General features: G+C 36.8%; 17 protein-coding genes. 12 read left to right on the top strand and 5 right to left on the bottom strand.

Annotated features, from left to right (window positions below):
- Positions 1-5 precede the first annotated feature (5 nt).
- A complete protein-coding gene (locus tag CLU97_RS06550) occupies positions 6-998 on the top strand; it encodes an alpha/beta fold hydrolase (protein WP_121487210.1) in 993 nt (330 codons plus the stop codon).
- Between the two features lie 105 nt (positions 999-1,103).
- Here the strand turns inward: CLU97_RS06550 and CLU97_RS06555 are convergent, their stop codons facing one another.
- Positions 1,104-2,246 (bottom strand): MFS transporter, encoded by a 1,143-nt coding sequence (locus tag CLU97_RS06555; protein WP_121487211.1) that lies wholly within the window; start codon positions 2,244-2,246, stop codon positions 1,104-1,106.
- A gap of 76 nt (positions 2,247-2,322) precedes the next feature.
- Between CLU97_RS06555 and CLU97_RS06560 the strand changes: the two genes are divergently transcribed.
- On the top strand, positions 2,323-3,105 hold the full coding sequence (locus tag CLU97_RS06560; RefSeq protein WP_121487212.1) for an AraC family transcriptional regulator: 783 nt from the start codon (positions 2,323-2,325) through the stop codon (positions 3,103-3,105).
- Between the two features lie 248 nt (positions 3,106-3,353).
- Positions 3,354-3,797 carry an SRPBCC family protein gene (locus CLU97_RS06565; RefSeq protein ID WP_121487213.1) on the top strand — a complete coding sequence of 148 codons (444 nt, stop codon included), beginning with the start codon at positions 3,354-3,356 and terminating at the stop codon, positions 3,795-3,797.
- A 75-nt stretch (positions 3,798-3,872) separates the two neighbouring features.
- Here CLU97_RS06565 and rplS read toward each other — a convergent pair whose 3' ends face one another.
- Positions 3,873-4,229 (bottom strand): 50S ribosomal protein L19, encoded by a 357-nt coding sequence (rplS, locus tag CLU97_RS06570; RefSeq protein ID WP_002980648.1) that lies wholly within the window; start codon positions 4,227-4,229, stop codon positions 3,873-3,875.
- A gap of 296 nt (positions 4,230-4,525) precedes the next feature.
- Here rplS and CLU97_RS06575 point away from each other — a divergent pair, with 296 nt between their 5' ends.
- A complete protein-coding gene (locus CLU97_RS06575; protein ID WP_121487214.1) occupies positions 4,526-7,264 on the top strand; it encodes a fibronectin type III domain-containing protein in 2,739 nt (912 codons plus the stop codon).
- A gap of 190 nt (positions 7,265-7,454) precedes the next feature.
- Positions 7,455-8,156 carry a CoA transferase subunit A gene (locus tag CLU97_RS06580; RefSeq protein WP_047376945.1) on the top strand — a complete coding sequence of 234 codons (702 nt, stop codon included), beginning with the start codon at positions 7,455-7,457 and terminating at the stop codon, positions 8,154-8,156.
- A 52-nt stretch (positions 8,157-8,208) separates the two neighbouring features.
- Here the strand turns inward: CLU97_RS06580 and CLU97_RS06585 are convergent, their stop codons facing one another.
- The gene (locus CLU97_RS06585) at positions 8,209-10,008 is read right to left on the bottom strand and encodes an ABC transporter ATP-binding protein (RefSeq protein WP_121487215.1); all 1,800 of its coding nucleotides are present in this window, start codon (positions 10,006-10,008) and stop codon (positions 8,209-8,211) included.
- Positions 10,009-10,132: 124 nt separating this feature from the next.
- Between CLU97_RS06585 and CLU97_RS06590 the strand changes: the two genes are divergently transcribed.
- A complete protein-coding gene (locus tag CLU97_RS06590) occupies positions 10,133-10,786 on the top strand; it encodes a CoA transferase subunit B (protein ID WP_121487216.1) in 654 nt (217 codons plus the stop codon).
- A 373-nt stretch (positions 10,787-11,159) separates the two neighbouring features.
- On the opposite strand, the gene CLU97_RS06595 is transcribed toward CLU97_RS06590, so the two are convergent.
- Together CLU97_RS06595 and CLU97_RS06600 are read right to left on the bottom strand one after the other, a co-directional pair.
- On the bottom strand, positions 11,160-11,978 hold the full coding sequence (locus tag CLU97_RS06595; RefSeq protein ID WP_121487217.1) for a DUF4197 domain-containing protein: 819 nt from the start codon (positions 11,976-11,978) through the stop codon (positions 11,160-11,162).
- Positions 11,979-12,007: 29 nt separating this feature from the next.
- Entirely contained in the window at positions 12,008-12,775 is a 768-nt protein-coding gene (locus tag CLU97_RS06600; protein WP_121486240.1) for an IS5 family transposase, read from the bottom strand.
- A gap of 353 nt (positions 12,776-13,128) precedes the next feature.
- Between CLU97_RS06600 and CLU97_RS06605 the strand changes: the two genes are divergently transcribed.
- The 6 genes from CLU97_RS06605 (at position 13,129) to CLU97_RS06630 (ending at position 19,698) form a co-directional block, all read left to right on the top strand.
- Positions 13,129-15,387: a family 20 glycosylhydrolase gene (locus tag CLU97_RS06605; protein WP_121487218.1), complete on the top strand. Its 2,259-nt coding sequence runs from the start codon at positions 13,129-13,131 to the stop codon at positions 15,385-15,387.
- Between the two features lie 7 nt (positions 15,388-15,394).
- Entirely contained in the window at positions 15,395-16,036 is a 642-nt protein-coding gene (locus CLU97_RS06610) for a Crp/Fnr family transcriptional regulator (protein WP_121487219.1), read from the top strand.
- A 266-nt stretch (positions 16,037-16,302) separates the two neighbouring features.
- Positions 16,303-17,097, top strand: a complete 795-nt coding sequence (locus CLU97_RS06615) for a sulfite exporter TauE/SafE family protein (protein WP_121487220.1) — start codon at positions 16,303-16,305, stop codon at positions 17,095-17,097.
- An 86-nt stretch (positions 17,098-17,183) separates the two neighbouring features.
- Positions 17,184-18,605, top strand: a complete 1,422-nt coding sequence (locus tag CLU97_RS06620; RefSeq protein ID WP_121487221.1) for an MBL fold metallo-hydrolase — start codon at positions 17,184-17,186, stop codon at positions 18,603-18,605.
- Between the two features lie 10 nt (positions 18,606-18,615).
- Positions 18,616-19,179: a YeeE/YedE family protein gene (locus tag CLU97_RS06625; RefSeq protein WP_121487222.1), complete on the top strand. Its 564-nt coding sequence runs from the start codon at positions 18,616-18,618 to the stop codon at positions 19,177-19,179.
- Between the two features lie 27 nt (positions 19,180-19,206).
- Positions 19,207-19,698, top strand: a complete 492-nt coding sequence (locus CLU97_RS06630; protein WP_121487223.1) for a DUF6691 family protein — start codon at positions 19,207-19,209, stop codon at positions 19,696-19,698.
- Positions 19,699-19,764: the final 66 nt, after the last annotated feature.

Genomic DNA, 19,764 nt, shown 5'->3' on the forward strand with positions numbered 1-19,764 from the left:
GTTTCATGAAACATTTCAGAAATATAATGACCATTTTTACTTTATCGGTTTCCGGTTTTATGTTCTCACAGATAAAACCTCTGGATGCAATGTTGTCTGATTATCAATATCCTTACGAAGTTCATTTTCTCAATCTCACATCTCAAGGAGAAGATCTGAAAATGGCTTATATGGATGTAAAACCACAAAAATCCAATGGAAAAACAATTATGCTTCTTCATGGGAAAAATTTTAATGGTGCATATTGGGAGAGAACTGCTAAAGATCTTTCTGCTAAAGGTTTCAGAGTGGTGATTCCGGATCAGATAGGATTTGGAAAATCTTCAAAACCTCATGCGTACCAGTTTTCCTTTTCGCAACTGGCAGAAAATACAAAAGGAATTCTTGATGAACTCAAAATTGATAAGGCAATAGTGCTTGGACATTCAATGGGAGGAATGGTAGCAACCAGATTTACATTACTATATCCTGAAAAAGTCCAGAAACTGATTCTCGAAAACCCAATCGGGCTGGAAGATTATAAGACTTTTGCAGCATATCAAACCATTGATCAGGCTTATCAGTCCGAGCTGAAAAATACAGCCGAAACTTATAAAAATTATCAGCTGAAATTCTATTATGACAACAAATGGAAAGAAGAATACCAACCATGGCTTGACTTAATTGCTGGATGGACGCTTCATAAAGATTATCCGCAAGTGGCCTGGGATGCGGCGCTTACCTCAGATATGATCTACAATCAGCCTGTTTGCTATGAATTTAAAAATATTAAAGTTCCTACATTGCTTATCATTGGCACAAGAGACAGAACGGCAATAGGAAAGGACAGAGCGCCCAAGGAACTTCAGTCTAAAATGGGGCAGTATCAGGAATTAGGAAAGAAAACCCAACGTGAAATTACCGGTTCAAAGCTTGTAGAAATTGAAAATGTAGGGCATCTTCCCCATATTGAAGTTTATCCAAAATTCATGGAAGCCCTGTATAATTTTATACAATAACTCAATCTTTAACTATAAAATATTTGAAACATTAAGTTTTTGTAAGTGATTAAAATAATAAGCTCAGCTCATCTTATCACCTTCATTAAACTTAATGTTTCAAAATCATTTATTTTTGTTCCTAAATAGCAATAAAGTACAAACCCCAATTCCAGAAAACAGCACACACGAAATTCCCAGATTTTGTATAAAACCAATACTTATTAATCCTGAACCTATCAGAACATAATAAATTAGTCCCAGTAAAGCTCCGGCACTTCCTGTTTCATTTTTATAATTGATAAGTGCTGTACTCAGAATATTAGGGATTGCTGTACTGAATGCCATCACAATAAAAAAGTAGGGAACTAAAAAATAAATTCCCGTACCAATCAGGATCCACACCAAAACAGAGGCAATAAATGCGGTAAATGTACTTGCTTTAACTAAATGTTTAGGTTGTATGTTTCTCAATAACAGAAATCGGTTAAGTTTTGCTCCTGCAAAGGTGCCAGTTGCTAATATGATACTGCTGTATCCGAATGCATACGAAGAGTAATAGTATTTTTTAAAGATAAATGGAGCCAGTGAATAGTATGAAAACAACAGGACATTAAAGCTCATGATTAATAAACAGCATTTGATAATCTCCCTATCCTGAATCATTCGTTTGAACAGGGTTTTCAAAGTCTCCGTATTGATTTCCTTTCGGGAATGATGAGTTTCAGTAATGTTTTGTTTCGAAAGAATAAAGAATAATAGCGCTAATATACATAATGTGATAAATACACCTTGATGTCCAACGAAGGAAGCTAGTACTGAACCGGTAATCATTCCTACCACAGGACTTATGGATAAGCCAATTCCGATCCAGGAAAATACTTTACTGAGATTGTCTTTGTCATAGCTGTCTCTTAAAATAGTTTGTGTCACAATAGAACCTACAGAAATTCCAAATGCAGAAATAATTCTGGCTGATAGAAAAATAATAAAATTGGGAGCAAAAATAGCTATTAAAGCTCCGATTCCATAGGTGATGAGCCCGTATTCAAGTGATTTTTTCCTTCCGATTCTGTCACATTGAATGCCCCAAAACGCTACACCCAATGCAAATGCTATAAAATATAAACTGATCGTCAGAGTTACAGATTCTTCCTTTATTCCGAACTTTTGCTGAACCATAGGCAAAACAGGACTGTAAATGGTTTCTATGAACTGCGGAAACATTATAAGCAATGTCAACAGCCAGATAGGATTTGTCTTTTTCATTTTTTTTCTGCAAAGTTTCCAAAAAATCAATGTATATTTATAATGATATAAAAACAAAAAATATCAAAAATAGGACATGGCTGTATTGAAGCAAAATGAAGAATTTAATGCCGATTCTATTTCGGAAAAGGTAATCGGAATAGCTTCAGATATGATATTGCATGATTCCGGTTTTCATTTTCATAAAACGAAAGCACAGTTGTTGTATGCACCATCAGGTTGTATGACGGTTACTACTTCTGACAAACAATTGGTGCTTCCTCCATTCCGAATGCTCTGGATTCCGGCAAATGAAGTTCACCGTGTTAATTTCCGGAATATTGTAGCTTACAGATCCATCTATTTTGATGAAAGCTATGCAAGAAAATATATCAGTACCGGTCTTAAGGTTTTACACGTAAACCCTTTGTTAAAGGAAATTATAGAACGAATTTGTTTTTGGGAATGGTCTGTCCTTAAAAATGATCAGGTTCATCTTTTAAAAGTATTTTGGGATGAAATGCAAAGAGCACCGGAAGAAAAACTGGAACTTAAAATGCCGAAGGACTGGCGCTTTAAAAAAAGTATAGAAGACTGGACTCAGCGTAATTCTATACCTCCCATGCTGAAAGATCTTGCTGAAAAAACGGGAGCGGTAGAGAAAACAATCAGCCGTATTTTTAAAAAAGAAACTGGATTATCTTATCAGGACTGGAGACAGCAATGGAGGCTGCAGCGCTCCATTGAACTTTTAGTGGAAGGCAACTCAATAGGAGAGGTATCATATGTCCTGGACTTCTCATCTGACAGCGCTTTTATTGAGTTTTTCAAAAAACATACAGGATCTACTCCATTGCAATATCTCATGAAAAACGATTAGTCATCGAGTATATATGATGACCCCTGTCAAGGTTTTAAACCTTGACGGGGGTAAAGACTTTATAGTAAAAAAGTCAAAATAGTTCTTGCTTCAAAAATCTTTGATTTTTCTTAACTTATCTTACCTCCTTAAAAACTCTTAATGGTTTAAAAACTGGTAAACATTCTTGCCCTATGCAAAGTCTATTGAAAAGTAATTTGCTTAAAATTGTATGAGTCAACAGGATAGATTTACAAAAAATAAAGGATATGGACAATTATACTACTACAATTGAGCTCAAAGCTACGGCAGAGAAGGCTTATGATGCACTTGCTCATCAGATTCCTCTTTGGTGGTCTGAGTTGTTTACTGGTGCCTCGGCACAAGTGGGAGATATATTTACAGTAAGATTTGGAGAAAATATCCACAAGACAATACGGATAAAAGAATCAATACACAATTCAAGAGTGATCTGGCTTGTTGAAGATTCTCTGATTGCTGTTCCTGAATTAAAAAATCAGACAGAATGGATTGGGACAAGTATCGTCTGGGAAATGGAACAAAAGGAAAACAGCAGCTTGCTGCAGCTTACCCACGTGGGGTTAAATCCAGCTGTAGAATGTTATGATATTTGTTCGGGTGGCTGGGATCAGTTTATTGGAAGCCTGAAACTTTTTCTGGAAACCGGAAATGGAACTCCGTATAAGAAATAAGATATAAAATGCTTTAACAAAAAAAGAGACTGTTTACGTGTAAACAGCCTCTTTTTGTATGTATTGTTGTCTGAATTATTTCTTCTTGTAAGCAGCGTCTTTGATTCTTGCTTTTTTACCTCTAAGGTCTCTGAAGTAGTAAATTCTAGCTCTTCTAACTCTACCTCTTCTATCAACTTCAATTTTTTGAAGTGCAGGCATGTTAATAGGGAATACTCTTTCTACACCTACATCACCACTCATTTTTCTGATAGTGAAGGTTTTTGTAGATCCAGTACCTCTTAATTGGATAACTGTTCCTTTGAAGAACTGAGTTCTGGTCTTTTGTCCTTCTTTAATTTCGTAATACACAGTAATTGTATCACCTGCTTTGAATTCAGGGAATTCTTTTTTCGCAATGTACTTGTCTTGTACGTACTTTAATAAATCCATTATTAATAAAATAAAATGTTAAAGCTAAGCAACTTGCACGTTCTTCGTCAGAGGTTGAATAACAGGTTGCAAATGTACAAAATAGTTTTTGAATACACCAAATAATTAATGTGCTAAAAACTATAATTTTTTCATTCCGATTTTGCTGAAAATTTAACGGTTTCTTCAAAGTACCATCAGACTGAGTTTATATGGGAATTCTACTTTTGCCCGAAATAAAAAATCAAAGCAACGATTTTTTAATTGACTGATTTACAATTCGAAATTCTATATGTTATTTTAAAACGAAAACGATTATGAAACATTATTTCTTCTTTTTTTGTTTCGCGGTCCAGATGGCTTTCGGGCAGGCTTTGTATCCTTATTTACAAAATCCTACTCCCAATTCTATGATCGTCAATTGGAAAACAGCTTCCAATAATGAAACAACAGTGATCTACGGAGATTCTCCAACCAACCTGAATGTAACGGTAACGGGAACAACTAACATCTTCTCCGATACCGGATACAACAACAATTATTATTATCACACGGCAAAGATTAACAACCTGCAGCCGAATACCAAGTATTATTACAAAATTAAAACAGGAACAGGCGAGTCTGCTGTTTATAATTTCAGAACACTTCCTTTACCGGGACAACCTGTGACGGCTAATGGAAAGATCCGTTTCCTTATTATGGGAGACAACCAGATCAAAGCAGAACCAAGATATGATACGCTTACTTTGAATGCTTATAAAAAGCTAAAAGAAAAGTTCGGGGCTACATCAGATCCTTCTGATAATATTGCGCTTACTTTTATGGTGGGTGATCAGGTAGACGTTGGAACGCTGGATCATTATGAAAACGTTCACTTCAAAAAGAATATCAAATTATCCCCATATCTGCCTATCCAGACCACAGTAGGAAACCATGAGACTTATGGAACAATGGGAATGAATTCTTACTATGCGCACTTTTATATTGATGAAATCAGTTATAAAGGAATCAGCTCAGGAAATGAAAACTATTATGCTCAGCAGGCTGGTAACGTATTATTTGTAAGTTTAAGTTCAGAACATACGGGATCTGCACAGCAGACATGGCTTCAGCAGGTCTTAACAGCTGCTAACAATGATTCTACCGTAGACTGGATTATTTCTTTAAGCCACAGACCTTATCAGGCAGAGCAGTATGTAGGGGATATTTCTACATGGGTAAGAGAAAATGCGGTACCGCTTCTGGTAACTTCAGACAAATATCTGATGCACGTAGGAGCTCACCATCACCTGTATCATAGAGGTCAGCTTAAAAATACGCCGAACTATCAGATTATTTCAGGGGGAACGGCATGGGATCAGTATTGGGGAATGTCTAATGAACAGGATTTTGATGATGTTCAGAAAACTCTGACAGACTGGACCTATCAGATTGTAGAAGTAGATATTCCGACAGGAAAAGTGGATATTGAATGTTATTCTATCGGTGGGGTTTACAACAAGAAAAACAATGTGCTTGTAGATTCTTTCCACAGATATAAAAATCAGCCTAAACCAGCAAAACCATCTATTAACAACAATTTCACGGGTACTATTACGTTACCATTAACATTGAATGGAAGTGCGTTTTCATCTTCAAACGGAGAACTTTTAAATACAACACAATTCCTGATCAGTAAAACTTCAAATTTTTCTGTAATTGAAAAGGAATTCTATCGCGATTTTGAAAACTGGTTCGGAAAAGACGGAAACGGAACTCCGGATAAAACCAAAAACCTGAATGACGGAGTAGATATTACAAAAGTAACACTGGATGCTAACTCTATCCCAAATGGAATCTATTATGTAAAAACACGTTACAGAGACAGAAACCTTGAGTGGAGCGACTGGAGTGATGTAAAGCAGTTCGAAATTACAGGAAGTGTAGTTTCCAACCCTACATTTACTTTAAATAAAACAGAATATGCTCAAAATGAAGCCATCACAGCTACTTATACAGGAGGTCCCGGAAATCAGCAGGATTGGGTAGGAATTTATAAGAAAGGGCAAACTCCGGCATCTACCACTTCTCAAGGGTTTATTTATACAAATGGACAGACTGCCGGAACAGCTACTTTCACGAATGGTCTGGCTACTAAAGGTCAGTATTTTGCAGGATTTTTTGCTAATGGTGGTTATACGGAAATCACAGCAAGAAAAAATTTCTATGTGGGCCCGAAAGTACAGCTTCAGGCTACTGCTGATACCTATCCGGTAGGAGGAACGGTTGTTATCAATTTTACAGATGGTCCGAATTTGCAGAAAGACTGGATCGGAATTTATAAAATGGGACAGACTCCGGGAACAACGGCTTCTATCAAATGGAGCTATGTAACAACTGCTTCGGGAACGCTTAATTTCACAGGTCTTCCAAAAGGGTATTATTATGCACAGTACTTATTGGAAGACGGATATAACGGAATCGGGGAGAAGGTATTCTTTAAAGTAGGAGATATCGTTACGGATCTGTGGATCAACAAACCGGTATATACTTTGGGTGAAAATATTACGGCTTCATGGACAGATTCTCCGGGAATCATCAAAGACTGGTTAGGAATTTATCCCCAAACTGTGCAGACACCAGATGATAACTTTGTTTCTTACACCTATTTTGACGGGGTAACTCAGGGAACAAAAACAATTCAGGGAACTGCAGTGCCTGCCACTCCGGGTAATTATTATATGGTTATGTTTACCAATGATTCTTATACGGAAGTTTCGAACAGAGTACAGTTTCAGGTAGCTTCTCCTACTTTGGGAACAGAAGAAACAAGAAGCACAGAGAAAAATGTAGTGTTGTATCCAAACCCAACCAAACCGGGACAGCCTACTTTTATTAAGAGTGATTACCCAATTGAAAAAATTGAATTGGTCTCAGCTTCAGGAGAACTGCTTTATGTATCGAAAAATATCAATAACCAGCGTTTCTCTTTGGTAAATGAAAACCTTCCGGCAGGTGTGTATTTTGTAAAAGTACACGGAAGGAAATTATTTACTTTAAAACTGATTATTCAGTAAAATAAGCTAAATGCAATTATAATTTTAGAGGCTGCCAGCAATGATAGTCTCTTTTTTATTTATTTGATTATTAATGTTTTAAATGTGTAATGATGATGTTTAAAAAAAACGTGAAATTCAGTACTGTTTCCCTTCACCAGATATCCCGGAAAATTTATTAAATTTAGCCAACAGAAAAATCTAATATTTCATGATAGATAAAAGAGTAAAAAATGCAAAGGAGGCCATTGAAGGCATTAATGATGGAATGACCCTGATGCTTGGCGGATTCGGACTTTGTGGAATCCCGGAAAACTCAATTAATGCTTTGGTAGAAAGTGATGTGAAGGATCTTACCTGTATTTCGAACAATGCAGGAGTAGATGATTTCGGGTTAGGATTATTGCTTCACAAAAGACAGATTAAGAAGATGATCTCTTCGTATGTAGGAGAAAATGCTGAGTTTGAAAGACAGATGCTTTCCGGTGAACTGGATGTAGAACTTACTCCACAGGGAACTTTAGCAGAAAAATGCAGAGCCGCTCAGGCTGGAATTCCTGCTTTTTATACTCCTGCAGGTTACGGAACCGAAGTAGCAGAAGGGAAAGAAGTAAAAGAATTCAAAGGGAAGCCTCACATCCTGGAGCACGCTTACGATGCAGACTTTTCTATCGTAAAAGCATGGAAAGGGGATCATGCAGGAAACCTTATTTTCAAAGGATCTGCGAGAAACTTCAATCATCCGATGGCGGGTGCAGCAAAAATTACCATTGCTGAAGTAGAAGAACTGGTAGAGCCAGGTCAGTTAGATCCAAACGAAATCCACATTCCGGGAATCATGATTCAGAGAATTTTCCAGGGAGAAAAATTTGAAAAAAGAATTGAGCAGAGAACAGTGAGAACTAAAGAATAGGCTCAAATCATAAAATAAAAAAGCGCTGAACTTACATTCAGCGCTTTTTTTATCATTGAGGAGTAAGTGTTTTTCTTTCTCCGATCTGTTGTCTCCACATGGCGTAGTAAAGTCCTTTTTCGTCAATAAGATTGGCATGGGAACCTGTTTCTACAACCTGTCCGCGTTCAAGAACATAAATTTTGTCTGCATGCATAATCGTACTTAAACGGTGTGCAATCAGCACGGTGATCTGTTCTCTTTCCTTAGAAATGTCTTTAATAGTTGTCGTAATTTCTTCTTCAGTGATGCTATCCAGTGCAGAAGTTGCCTCGTCAAAAATCAACAGATGAGGTTTTCTTAAAAGTGCTCTTGCAATAGCAATTCTTTGTTTTTCACCGCCACTCAGTTTCAGACCACCTTCTCCAATAACCGTTTCTATTCCTTTTTCTGCTCTTTCCAATAATGCCGTACAGCTTGATTTCTGTAAAGCAACTGCCAGTTCCTCTTCAGTAGCGGAAGGATTAACGAAAAGAAGGTTTTCCTTAATAGTTCCTGCAAATAACTGGGTATCCTGAGTTACAAAACCAATCTGATTTCTCAGTTCATCAAAATCAAATTCTTTTCCATTAATTCCATTATAAAAAATATTCCCTTCCTGAGGTCTGTACAATCCCACCAACAGTTTTACCAAAGTACTTTTCCCTGAACCACTAGGTCCTACAAAGGCAATGGTCTCACCGTTTTTAAGATCAAAAGAAATATTATTTAAAGCTTTATACTGAGCAGACTGATGTTTGAAAGAAACATGTTCGAATTCTAGTTCTTCAATTGCTCCGATTTTTTTCGGATGAAGAGGTTTCTCTTCCACCTCTTTTTTCATCAAACGGTCAAAATTCTGAAGAGATGCCTCCGCTTCACGGTAAGAAATAATAATATTCCCGATTTCCTGCATGGGCCCGAAAATAAAGAAACCATAAAACATCAGAGACAAGTACTGACCTGGAGTAACAATATTTTTAAATATTAAATACAGTAAAGTCAGTGTAATCATCTGCTGAAGGAAATTAACCATTGTTCCCTGAATAAAACTTAAAGAACGGATGCTTTTCACCTTTCTCAGCTCAAGACCAAGAATCTTATAGGTATTGTTATTTAAACGGATCACCTCCTGATTGGTTAATCCTAAACTTTTAACGATCTCGATATTTCTAAGGCTTTCTGTAGTACTTCCGGCTAAGGCTGTTGTTTCAGTTACAATATTTTTCTGGATAACCTTGATTCTCTTGCTTAATAAATTGGTAACAATGGCAATAAAGAAAATTCCGCAGATATAAACAGGCATAATAGACCAGTGTAAGCGGATGGCATATACCGAAACGAAAATAATACTCACCAGAATTCCGAAGAAAATATTGATGAAATTTGTGATAAATTTTACTGTATCTTCTCTTACTTTGGTTAAAATCGACAGGGTTTCACCACTTCTCTGATCCTCAAATTCCTGATAAGGCAATGCCATGGAATGTTTTAAACCGTCCGTAAATATTTTGGCTCCAAACTTTTGGGTAATCACGCTTACCACATAATCCTGGAAAGCTTTGGCAATTCGGCTCACCATTGCAGTTCCGATCAGAAGTCCCAAAAAGTAAAAAGCCCCATGGTATACAGAACTTCCGTATAAATATTCATTCAGGTTTCTGGACAATAACTTTTCTTTATCAAAAAAGTTAGGATGGGTAACCAGCTGATCAAGGATATTTCCTGTGATAGCCGGAGCAAATAAAGAAAAAACCTGGTTCACTGTAGCTAAGAATAAAGAAATGATTATCAGCCACTGATAAGGTTTAAGATATCTAAAAAGTATTTTCATTCTGTTAAAAAATAATGGAGCAAAATTACATATATTATTTTAACTAACAGTGTTAATTATTGAACAGAACAAAGCCCTTTTGTATTCTAGTGAAAATAATTAAATTGCAGTCTAAGTTTTTATTATGCTTACAAAAGAACAAATTGCCAAAAGAATTTCAAAAGAACTGAAAGATCGTTATTATGTAAACCTGGGAATTGGGATTCCTACTTTGGTTGCCAACTATGTTCCGGAAGGTATTTCCGTAGAATTCCAGAGTGAGAACGGAGTTTTGGGGATGGGACCTTTCCCTTTCGAAGGAGAAGAAGATGCAGATATTATCAATGCCGGAAAACAAACCATTACTATTCTGGAAGGAGGCTCATTCTTTGATTCTGCCTTTAGTTTCGGGATGATTCGTGGTCAGAAAGTAGACCTTACCATTCTTGGAGCTATGGAAGTTTCAGAAAACGGAGATATTGCCAACTGGAAAATTCCCGGAAAAATGGTGAAAGGAATGGGAGGAGCGATGGATCTTGTGGCCTCCGCTGAAAATATTATCGTTGCCATGATGCACGTAAACAAAGCAGGAGAAAGTAAAATCCTTAAAAAATGCACCCTTCCTTTAACGGGTGTAAACTGCGTGAAAAAAGTAGTTACTGAATTAGCTGTTCTGGACATAACTCCTGCAGGATTCAAGCTGGTAGAACGAGCACCAGGTGTTTCGGTAGAAGATATTATCAAAGCTACAGAAGCAGATCTGATTATTGAAGGAGAAATTCCTGAAATGCAGTTCTAATCTGTTTAAAAAATATACAAGTTTCGGCCTCACAAAGTGAGGCCGAAACTTGTATATGACGTCGGTAATGAAACGACATAGGAACTCGCAGCGTTAAAAAAATAATTCCAGTGAACGTTAAGAAAATTCTCCTGTCCGAAGCGCAACACGAATTCAGAACCGATTAAGCAATATGGAAATCGCGCAAGTTTAGAATTTTTAGAGAACAGGATTTATTTTTAGCGGAGAGATCCAAGTCTTGAATTTTTGTTTCTTTTGTTTGACTACGTCGAATCTTCGATTTCAAGACAAAAGAAATTAAAACAAAAAAACTGTTTCATCATGAAACAGTTTTTATATCTAAAAAGCTAGAAAGTCAATTTAACCACTTATTTTATTTCCCATCCGCGGCCCCAAATACCTTCTGTAAAATACTGGTAGTTCTCATGGCAGGTGTATTTCTGATTCCGCTTTCTTTATCTGCAACCATTTTGAATACACCATTAATGGTTTCTGTAGTAACATATTCGTTAAGGTCAGTGGTTACAGCCTGTCCGGTAAATGTATTATATTTTGAAATCAGGTTTTTCCAAAGTGTGTCGGCACCTACTTTTCCTAAAGAAGCTTTTACTTTAGGCTGAAAAGCATTGAATAGCTGAGACTGGGTTTTTCCCTGCAGGTAGCTTGTTGCTGCATTATTACTGCCTAATAAAATATTTTTGGCATCTGTAATCGACATGGAAGTAATGGCATTCGCGAAGATAGGGGCAGCTTCTGTTACAGCGTCTTCAGCAGCTCTGTTCAGTAATTTTACTCCCTGATCAGCAAGACTTCCCATCCCGATGGAACGTAAAGTAGTATCAATCTTTCTTAATTTTTCAGGCATTAAAATCTTTACTGCTTCATTTTTGAAGAAACCGTCCGTTACCCCCAGTTTTTTTACTCCATCTGTTACCCCCATGCTTAAAGCCTCTTTTAATCCTGACGAGATCTGAGAAGAAGTAAGATTTCCAAGGTTAGCGGATGAATTATTCGTCTGACCGGCAGATGTAGTTGTTGTAGTGGTAGAAGTTGCAGTACCATTATTTTTTACGGGAAGATCAAGATCTACACCCGTTTTGCTTTTAACGGTAGATTTTATGATATCTAAAAGTTGTGCCTGTGCTGACATTGAGAATAATAATCCGGCTGCTAGAAAAATGCTCTTTTTCATCGTATTTTTTTACAAATTTAAGAGCCTGTTTAAATTTTATTGAGTAATAATTTTATAGCGGATAATTTGGTCATATTTTCGGAAGACTCATGCAGTAGTTCATAGTTCCTACAAAGCCTTCTGTCATTATCAAACCAAGCAAAAGTTCTTTCTATTACCCATCGTTTACTTACGGGTTTAAACTCTTTTTTAGCTTGTTTTTCTTTATCCCGACTTACCACTTTTACCAGGTATGAATAAAGGCTATGAGCTTTATCTAGAAAATCTCCTCTATAGCCTGCATCAGCAAGAATACACTTGAAATTCATCAGCTCTTCCCTGAGTAATCTAAGCAAAAGCAATCCAGCCTTACTATCATGAATATTGGCTACACAAACCATCACTGCGATTAAAAATCCATTCTTATCTACTAGCACATGGCGTTTTATTCCTTTTATTTTCTTATTTCCATCTACGCCATGAAGACCTCTATTATTGCCCCAGCGTACACTTTGGCTATCCATTATTCCTAAGGAGGCTTCTGCTCGCTGACCCTTTTTTATACGAACTTTCATTCGTAGCTTTTCTAGAATTAAGTCAAAATATCCCAACTCCGTCCAACGGATATAATAGTAATAAACCAATTGCCATTTGGGGAAATCTTTAGGAAGCATACGCCACTGGCAACCTGTTTTTATCAAATACATTAAGGAGTTCCAAATCAAAAGAAGAGGATATTTTCTCTTTCTCTCTTTTAGGTTCATCGTTTTCTTTATATATTGCCACTGGTTTTCAGTTAAATCGGTTGGGTATTTCATTTTTTTTTTTCAAATATCCAACCTCTGAAAGCCTCTTAACAAAATTTTCTACGAAAATTTAAACAGGCTCAAATCTTTTAATTTTTAAAGTCATCTAAAATGATCAAAAAGCAAACCATAACTTATTGTTTATTGCAGATTCAATTCAATCATTTAGACGATGTAAAGAAACAATAGGAGCTAAGAGAAAATCATAGATTTTTTTCTATAGAGTTGATCTTACTATTCTTAAACACTGATAACAGGCTGAGGATTACGTTAAATTGTTTTTAAATACCTGTTAATCAGTTAGGTGGAAGTGAGTCATAAGTCTTTAAAAATAATTATCTTAGCTCAAACCTTAACCCCATCCAATGATACGGACTTTTTTAGCATTTTTTATACTGATTTCAAACGTGATTCTTGCCCAAAATACATTAAACTTAATTCCTTACCCTCAAAAAGTTCAACTTTTACAGGGAGAATTTGTAATTCCGGATACTTTTGTATTAAGTGGTGATCTGCCGAAAGAAGAGACCGAATATTTCAAAAAACGAATAGGCTCTCAGTTAGAATTTCAATATGCTCAGAAAGGTGGTGAAATCCACTTAACGAATTCTATAATTCCTTCCGGAATAGATGCAGAACAGAAAAAAGAATATTATTCACTGGAAATTTCTCCAAAGCAGATTCATATTAAGTCATATACCAAGCAAGGATATTTTCTGGCATTACAAACTTTAATTCAGATTATTGATCAGTATAAGGATACTAAGAAAATTCCGGTGATGAAAATCGAAGATCAGCCTAAGTTGGCATGGAGAGGAATGCATCTGGATGTTTGCCGACACTTTTTTACGGTGGATGAAGTGAAACAATACATCGATTATCTGGCAATGTATAAACTGAATACCTTCCATTGGCATTTGACGGATGATCAGGGATGGAGAATTGAGATCAAAAAATATCCAAAGCTTACTCAGATCGGATCAAAACGTAAAGAATCCATGATTGGAGCTTATGTTGATAATACCTTTGACGGTCAGCCTTACGGACCTTATTTTTATACTCAGGAAGACATAAAGGATGTGGTAAAATATGCTCAGGAAAGACATATTACAGTGGTTCCGGAGATTGAAATGCCGGGGCACGCGTTGGCAGCACTGTCTGCATATCCTGAACTGGCATGTACTAAAGGACCTTTTGAACCTGCTACAAAATGGGGCGTTTTTGATGATGTTTTCTGCCCGAAAGACGAAACATTTACCTTTCTGGAAAACGTTTTGGATGAAGTGATGCAATTATTCCCATCCAAATACATTCATATTGGTGGTGACGAGTGCCCGAAAACAAGATGGAAAGAATGTTCACACTGCCAGGAATTGATTAAGAAAAATAACTTAAAAGACGAGCATGGCTTACAAAGCTACTTTATTCACCGAATTGAAAAATACGTTAACAGTAAAGGACGAAAAATTATTGGGTGGGACGAAATTTTAGAAGGAGGGTTGGCTCCGAATGCAGCTGTAATGAGCTGGACAGGCGTGAACGGAGGTATTGAAGCTGCAAAATCAAAACACTTTGCCGTAATGACACCGGGTGCATATTGTTATTTCGATCATTATCAGGGAGATCCACAGTCTGAACCTAATGCTTTTGGAGGGTTTACGCCTTTAGAAAAAGTATATTCTTATAATCCTATCCCTTCTGAGCTGAATGCTGAACAGGCAAAATACATAATAGGGGTTCAGGCTAATCTTTGGACAGAATATATCTTAGATTTTAAACATGTACAGTACATGATTTTCCCAAGATTAATGGCTCTTTCTGAAGTGGGATGGGGAACATCTGACCCTAAAAAATATAAAGAATTTGAAAACAGAGTGATCAGCCAGTTTAAAGTGCTGGATAATATTCAGGTGAACTATGCGAAAAGTATTTATAATATCATAGGAGAAGTAGTTCCTTCCAATAACGGAATTGGGTATGAACTTTCAACATCACAGAATTCGAATGGAATAAGATATACTTTGGACGGAACTAATCCTACCATCAATTCTAAAACCTATCAGAATGCCGTTCAGATTCCTAATTCTTTAACAATTAAATCTGCCTATTTCGAAGAAGGTCAATTGAAGAGTGCCATATCTACACAGGAATTTACGGTTTCAAAAACAACCGGAAAAAAGATAACCCTTGAGCAGCAGCCTAACGAAAATTACTCTTTTGGAGGCGCTTTTACATTGGTAGATGGTATTATCGGGAACGTAAAACAGTTGGGCAAAACATGGCTGGGCTTCCAGGGGAAAGATGTTGCGGCGACAATAGATTTTGGAAAAAAAACGGCTTTTACAGAAGTGTATTTCAATACGCTTGAAAATAAAGGAAGCTGGATTCATCTGGCCAAATCTGCAAAGATCTTTGTTTCCGATGATAACACGAATTTTAAGCTGATCAAAGAAATCGGAACTACAGAAATTCAGGATGCCTATGGAAAAATCAAAGTAAATGTAGGAGCTCAGAATGCAAAATATTTGAAAGTAACAATTGAAAATGCAGGTATTATTCCGGCTGGAAATCCTGGGGCAGATTCCAAAGCATGGTTATTTGTGGATGAAATTGGCGTAAATTAGAATAAAAATGCAGAACGACACCGTACTTTCTTCCGAATTCTCATCATCCCCGGAACTGGTAGAAAAGCTGTATCAATATGGTACAACAAAAAATTATCATGAAGGAGATATTGTTTTAGATGAAAATGCTTCCATCCGTTCTATTCCAATTGTGATGAAAGGAATGCTGAAAGTCATCAGAACAGAAGAAGACGGACGCGAAATTCTGTTATACTACATTAAAGCTGGAGAGAGTTGTATCATGTCTTTTCTGGGTGGAATGCACAATGAAAAAAGCATCGTAAAAGCAGAGATTGAAGAAGATGCAGAAATCCTTTTTCTGCCAATAGACAAAGTGTCTTTATTCATCAAAGAGCATCCGGAATGGCTGGATTATATCTTCAGACTATATCATAAAAGATTTGAAGAACTGCTGGATATTATTAATGCCATTGCATTCAAAAAAGTAGACGAAAGGCTTTTAAATTTTCTACAGAAAAAATACGAGCTTACCGGCTCTGAAACCATTCATACAACCCACGAACAGCTGGCCAATGAACTGGGAACCGCAAGAGTAGTAGTATCAAGACTTCTGAAACAGTTAGAAGAAGATGGAAAACTTAAGCTGGGCAGAAACAAAATCACTCTACTGAAACCCCTGAACTCGTAAACTCCACTTCAATTGAATCAAAGGCACTCATATTACCCACTTTCGGAGGGGTAGCAAAAATTCAAAAAATTTTTGACGGGGTGGTAAAAGTCATTGAGAACCGTAGGTGAAGCAATCTCAAAATATAGCCTCCCCAAAAAACTTATTTGTGTTCTTTGTGAACCTATTCGTGTTCATTCGTGTTAAAAAATCTCCTTATGTAACAAAAGTAGCTGTAGCTTCCTTCTTACATTCCCATTTTTGTATCATAATTATTGGATTGGAAAATGGAAATCATAGGATATACAGCTGCAGTTTTAATAGGAGTTTCTCTTGGCTTAATCGGAGGCGGAGGAAGTATTCTTACCGTTCCCGTACTCGTTTATCTCTTTGGAATAGATGTTTTTATGGCAACGGAATACTCTCTTTTTGTAGTAGGGATAAGCAGTTTGGTAGGATCAATATCGTATTTTAAAAAAGGATTAATCAATTTTAAGGTGGCGTTGATATTCGGAATTCCTTCTGTTATTTCCATCTTTCTGACGAGATTATATCTTCTTCCCTTAATTCCTGAGGAAGTACTAAAAATACAGAACTTTACCGTAACCAAAAATATTTTTTTACTCCTGATTTTTGCGGTCTTAATGATTTTGGCTTCTTATAAAATGATAAGGAAAAGTATTTCAGAAAAGTCTTTAGATTATCAAACAGGTAAGAATAGCGCTTTTGTGGCAGCTGGACAAGGCTTAATAGTGGGCATTTTGACCGGATTGGTAGGAGCCGGAGGCGGTTTCATGATCATTCCGGCATTAGTCAACCTTCTAAAAATTCCGATGAAAATTGCCATAGGAACTTCATTAGTTATCATTTCCATCAACTCTCTGATCGGTTTTCTTTCCTCTGTAAATCATGTACAAATACAATGGAAACTATTAATTTCTATTACAGGTATTGCTGTTGCAGGAATTATTATAGGCTCACAAATATCAAAAAAGATAGACGGTACAAAACTGAAACCCGCATTCGGATGGTTTATCCTTGTAATGGGCATTTATATTATTACCAAAGAAATCTTCCTTTAATTTTCTTATGTAACAAAAGTAACTGTACAGGAAAAAGGAAAGCAGGAGATTTGTATCAGATAACAGAATCAAAAAAATAAAATACAATGAAAATAGAACAGATTTATACAGGATGCCTCGCACAGGGTGCTTACTATATCACCTCAGCCGGAGAAGCTGCAATTATTGATCCTTTAAGAGAAACACAGCCTTATATCAACAGACTGGAAGAAGATGGAGTACAGTTAAAATATATTTTTGAAACCCATTTTCATGCAGATTTTGTAAGCGGACATCTTGATTTAAGCCACAAAACCGGAGCTCCTGTCGTTTATGGTCCCACAGCTAATCCTGAATTTGAAGCGATTATCGCAAAAGATGAGCAGGTATTTGAATTGGGAAATATTAAAATTAAAGTTCTTCATACACCAGGACACACCCTGGAAAGCTCATGCTACCTACTGATCGATGAAAATGGGATTGAAAAAGTACTTTTCAGTGGTGATACCTTGTTCCTGGGAGATGTAGGCCGTCCGGATCTAGCCCAGAAAGGAGCTGATATGACGCAGGAAGAGCTGGCAGGACTTTTATATGATAATTTGTACAATAAAATATTGCCTTTAGATGATGATATTACTGTCTATCCAGCTCACGGAGCTGGTTCTGCCTGTGGTAAAAATATGCAGAAAGAAACCATAGATACACTGGGAAATCAGAAAAGAACCAATTATGCTTTGAATCAAAAGGATAAACAGAGTTTTATCAATGAAGTAACAGATGGTCTTTTGCCTCCGCCAGCATATTTCGGGATGAATGTGATGATGAATAAAAAAGGGTGCAGCAGTTTTGAAGAAGTCCTTTCGCAAGGGCTGCATGCTATTCCCCTAGAACAGTTTGAAGAAATTGCTGAAGCTTCAGGAGCTTTGATTTTAGATGTAAGAACCAGTAGTAAATTTGCCAGTGGTTTTATTCCACAGTCTGTCAATATAGGATTGGATGGTGATTTTGCCCCTTGGGTGGGTGCTTTAGTGGCAGATGTAAACCAGCCTATTCTGCTGGTAACGGAAAATGGAAACGAAGAAGAAGCTGTAACGCGTTTGAGCAGGGTCGGATTTGATCATATTTTAGGCTTTTTGGAAGGAGGTTTCGAAGCCTGGAAAAAAAATGGAAAAGAAACAGACTTTGTCAATCGTATTTCGGCACAACAGTTTGAAGCCGAAATCAAAGAAAAAGAAGCAAAAATCATTGATGTAAGAAAAGAAAGCGAATATCATGCAGAACATATTCATGAAGCCTACAGCAAGCCTCTTGCTTACATCAACGAATGGATTCATAAGATAAAGTCAGTGGAGCATTTCTATATACACTGTGGAAGCGGTTATAGAAGCATGATAGCAGCGAGCATCCTTCAGGCAAGAGGGTACAGGAACTTTTCAGAAATTGAAGGAGGTTTTAAAGCGATCGCATCTGAAAATATTCCTAAAAGTGATTTTGTGTGTCAGACTAAAATTTTAAATAAATTAGATTAAAAAATAAAGAATGTTGGAGATTATAAAAGAACCATGGCCGTGGTATGTTGCTGGTCCGTTGATTGGGCTTACCGTTCCTGCTTTGTTAATTATGGGAAATAAATCCTTTGGAATAAGTTCCTCACTAAGGCATATCTGTGCGGCTTGTATACCTGCCAATTTGAATTTTTTCAAATACGACTGGAAAAAAGAAGCCTGGAATTTATTTTTTGTGCTGGGAATCTTCTTCGGTGGAATGATTGCTGCTCATTTTTTAGTGAACCCTAATGAAATAACAGTAAATCCCAATCTGAAAACAGAACTGGCCGGCTATGGAATTACAGACTACAGCAATCTGGTTCCCGTACAGCTGATGAATTTTGAAAGTCTTTTGACACTGAGAGGATTTATCACAATGGTTGCGGGAGGATTTTTGGTAGGCTTCGGGACAAGATATGCAGGAGGATGTACCAGCGGGCATGCCATTATGGGGCTTTCCAATCTGCAGTGGCCCTCTTTGGTAGCAACAATATGTTTTATGATCGGAGGGTTTTTAATGGCCAATCTTATTCTGCCTGCCATTCTTTCCCTGTAAGTATAATTTTAAAAGAGAATTTGAATCATGATAAAAGAAAAAGAACAGGATATTCATTATCAGGATGCTGTTTGTGGGAACGAAGAAAAGGCTCTTACTCATCAGTGGTATCACAATCTGAAATATCTCGCTGCAGGAATTATTTTCGGGATTATTTTTGTGAAAGCTGAAGTCATCAGCTGGTTCAGAATACAGGAAATGTTCCGCCTGCAGTCTTTTCATATGTACGGAATTATTGGAAGTGCTGTATTAGTGGGCGTAATTTCAGTTTGGCTGATCAAAAAATTCAATATAAAAACAATCCATGGTGAACCCATTACCCTGACTCCTAAAAAGTTTAATAAAGGCCAGATCTATGGAGGGTTGATATTTGGTTTTGGCTGGGCTATTACAGGAGCTTGCCCCGGACCTTTGTTTGCTCAGATCGGAACAGGAGCATTAGCCGTATCCGTTACTCTTTTGAGTGCTGTTGCCGGAACATGGGTATATGGATATTTTAAAGATCAATTACCACATTAGAAAGAATTTGATGATGCTTACAACAAAATAATACCATCAATTTTTGTAATTAAAAATAGATAAAGA

This window comes from Chryseobacterium sp. 7, assembly GCF_003663845.1.
Lineage (GTDB): Bacteria > Bacteroidota > Bacteroidia > Flavobacteriales > Weeksellaceae > Chryseobacterium.

Bases quoted from the DNA above. Each gene is read 5' to 3' on its own strand.
- CLU97_RS06615 (WP_121487220.1), top strand. From the start codon at position 16,303: ATGGAAATCATAGGATATACAGCTGCAGTTTTAATAGGAGTTTCTCTT.
- CLU97_RS06595 (WP_121487217.1), bottom strand. From the start codon at position 11,978: ATGAAAAAGAGCATTTTTCTAGCAGCCGGATTATTATTCTCAATGTCA.
- CLU97_RS06550 (WP_121487210.1), top strand. From the start codon at position 6: ATGAAACATTTCAGAAATATAATGACCATTTTTACTTTATCGGTTTCC.
- CLU97_RS06585 (WP_121487215.1), bottom strand. From the start codon at position 10,008: ATGAAAATACTTTTTAGATATCTTAAACCTTATCAGTGGCTGATAATC.
- CLU97_RS06575 (WP_121487214.1), top strand. From the start codon at position 4,526: ATGAAACATTATTTCTTCTTTTTTTGTTTCGCGGTCCAGATGGCTTTC.
- CLU97_RS06625 (WP_121487222.1), top strand. From the start codon at position 18,616: ATGTTGGAGATTATAAAAGAACCATGGCCGTGGTATGTTGCTGGTCCG.
- CLU97_RS06580 (WP_047376945.1), top strand. From the start codon at position 7,455: ATGATAGATAAAAGAGTAAAAAATGCAAAGGAGGCCATTGAAGGCATT.
- CLU97_RS06600 (WP_121486240.1), bottom strand. From the start codon at position 12,775: ATGAAATACCCAACCGATTTAACTGAAAACCAGTGGCAATATATAAAG.
- CLU97_RS06630 (WP_121487223.1), top strand. From the start codon at position 19,207: ATGATAAAAGAAAAAGAACAGGATATTCATTATCAGGATGCTGTTTGT.
- CLU97_RS06610 (WP_121487219.1), top strand. From the start codon at position 15,395: ATGCAGAACGACACCGTACTTTCTTCCGAATTCTCATCATCCCCGGAA.
- CLU97_RS06555 (WP_121487211.1), bottom strand. From the start codon at position 2,246: ATGAAAAAGACAAATCCTATCTGGCTGTTGACATTGCTTATAATGTTT.
- CLU97_RS06590 (WP_121487216.1), top strand. From the start codon at position 10,133: ATGCTTACAAAAGAACAAATTGCCAAAAGAATTTCAAAAGAACTGAAA.
- rplS (WP_002980648.1), bottom strand. From the start codon at position 4,229: ATGGATTTATTAAAGTACGTACAAGACAAGTACATTGCGAAAAAAGAA.
- CLU97_RS06605 (WP_121487218.1), top strand. From the start codon at position 13,129: ATGATACGGACTTTTTTAGCATTTTTTATACTGATTTCAAACGTGATT.
- CLU97_RS06620 (WP_121487221.1), top strand. From the start codon at position 17,184: ATGAAAATAGAACAGATTTATACAGGATGCCTCGCACAGGGTGCTTAC.
- CLU97_RS06565 (WP_121487213.1), top strand. From the start codon at position 3,354: ATGGACAATTATACTACTACAATTGAGCTCAAAGCTACGGCAGAGAAG.
- CLU97_RS06560 (WP_121487212.1), top strand. From the start codon at position 2,323: ATGGCTGTATTGAAGCAAAATGAAGAATTTAATGCCGATTCTATTTCG.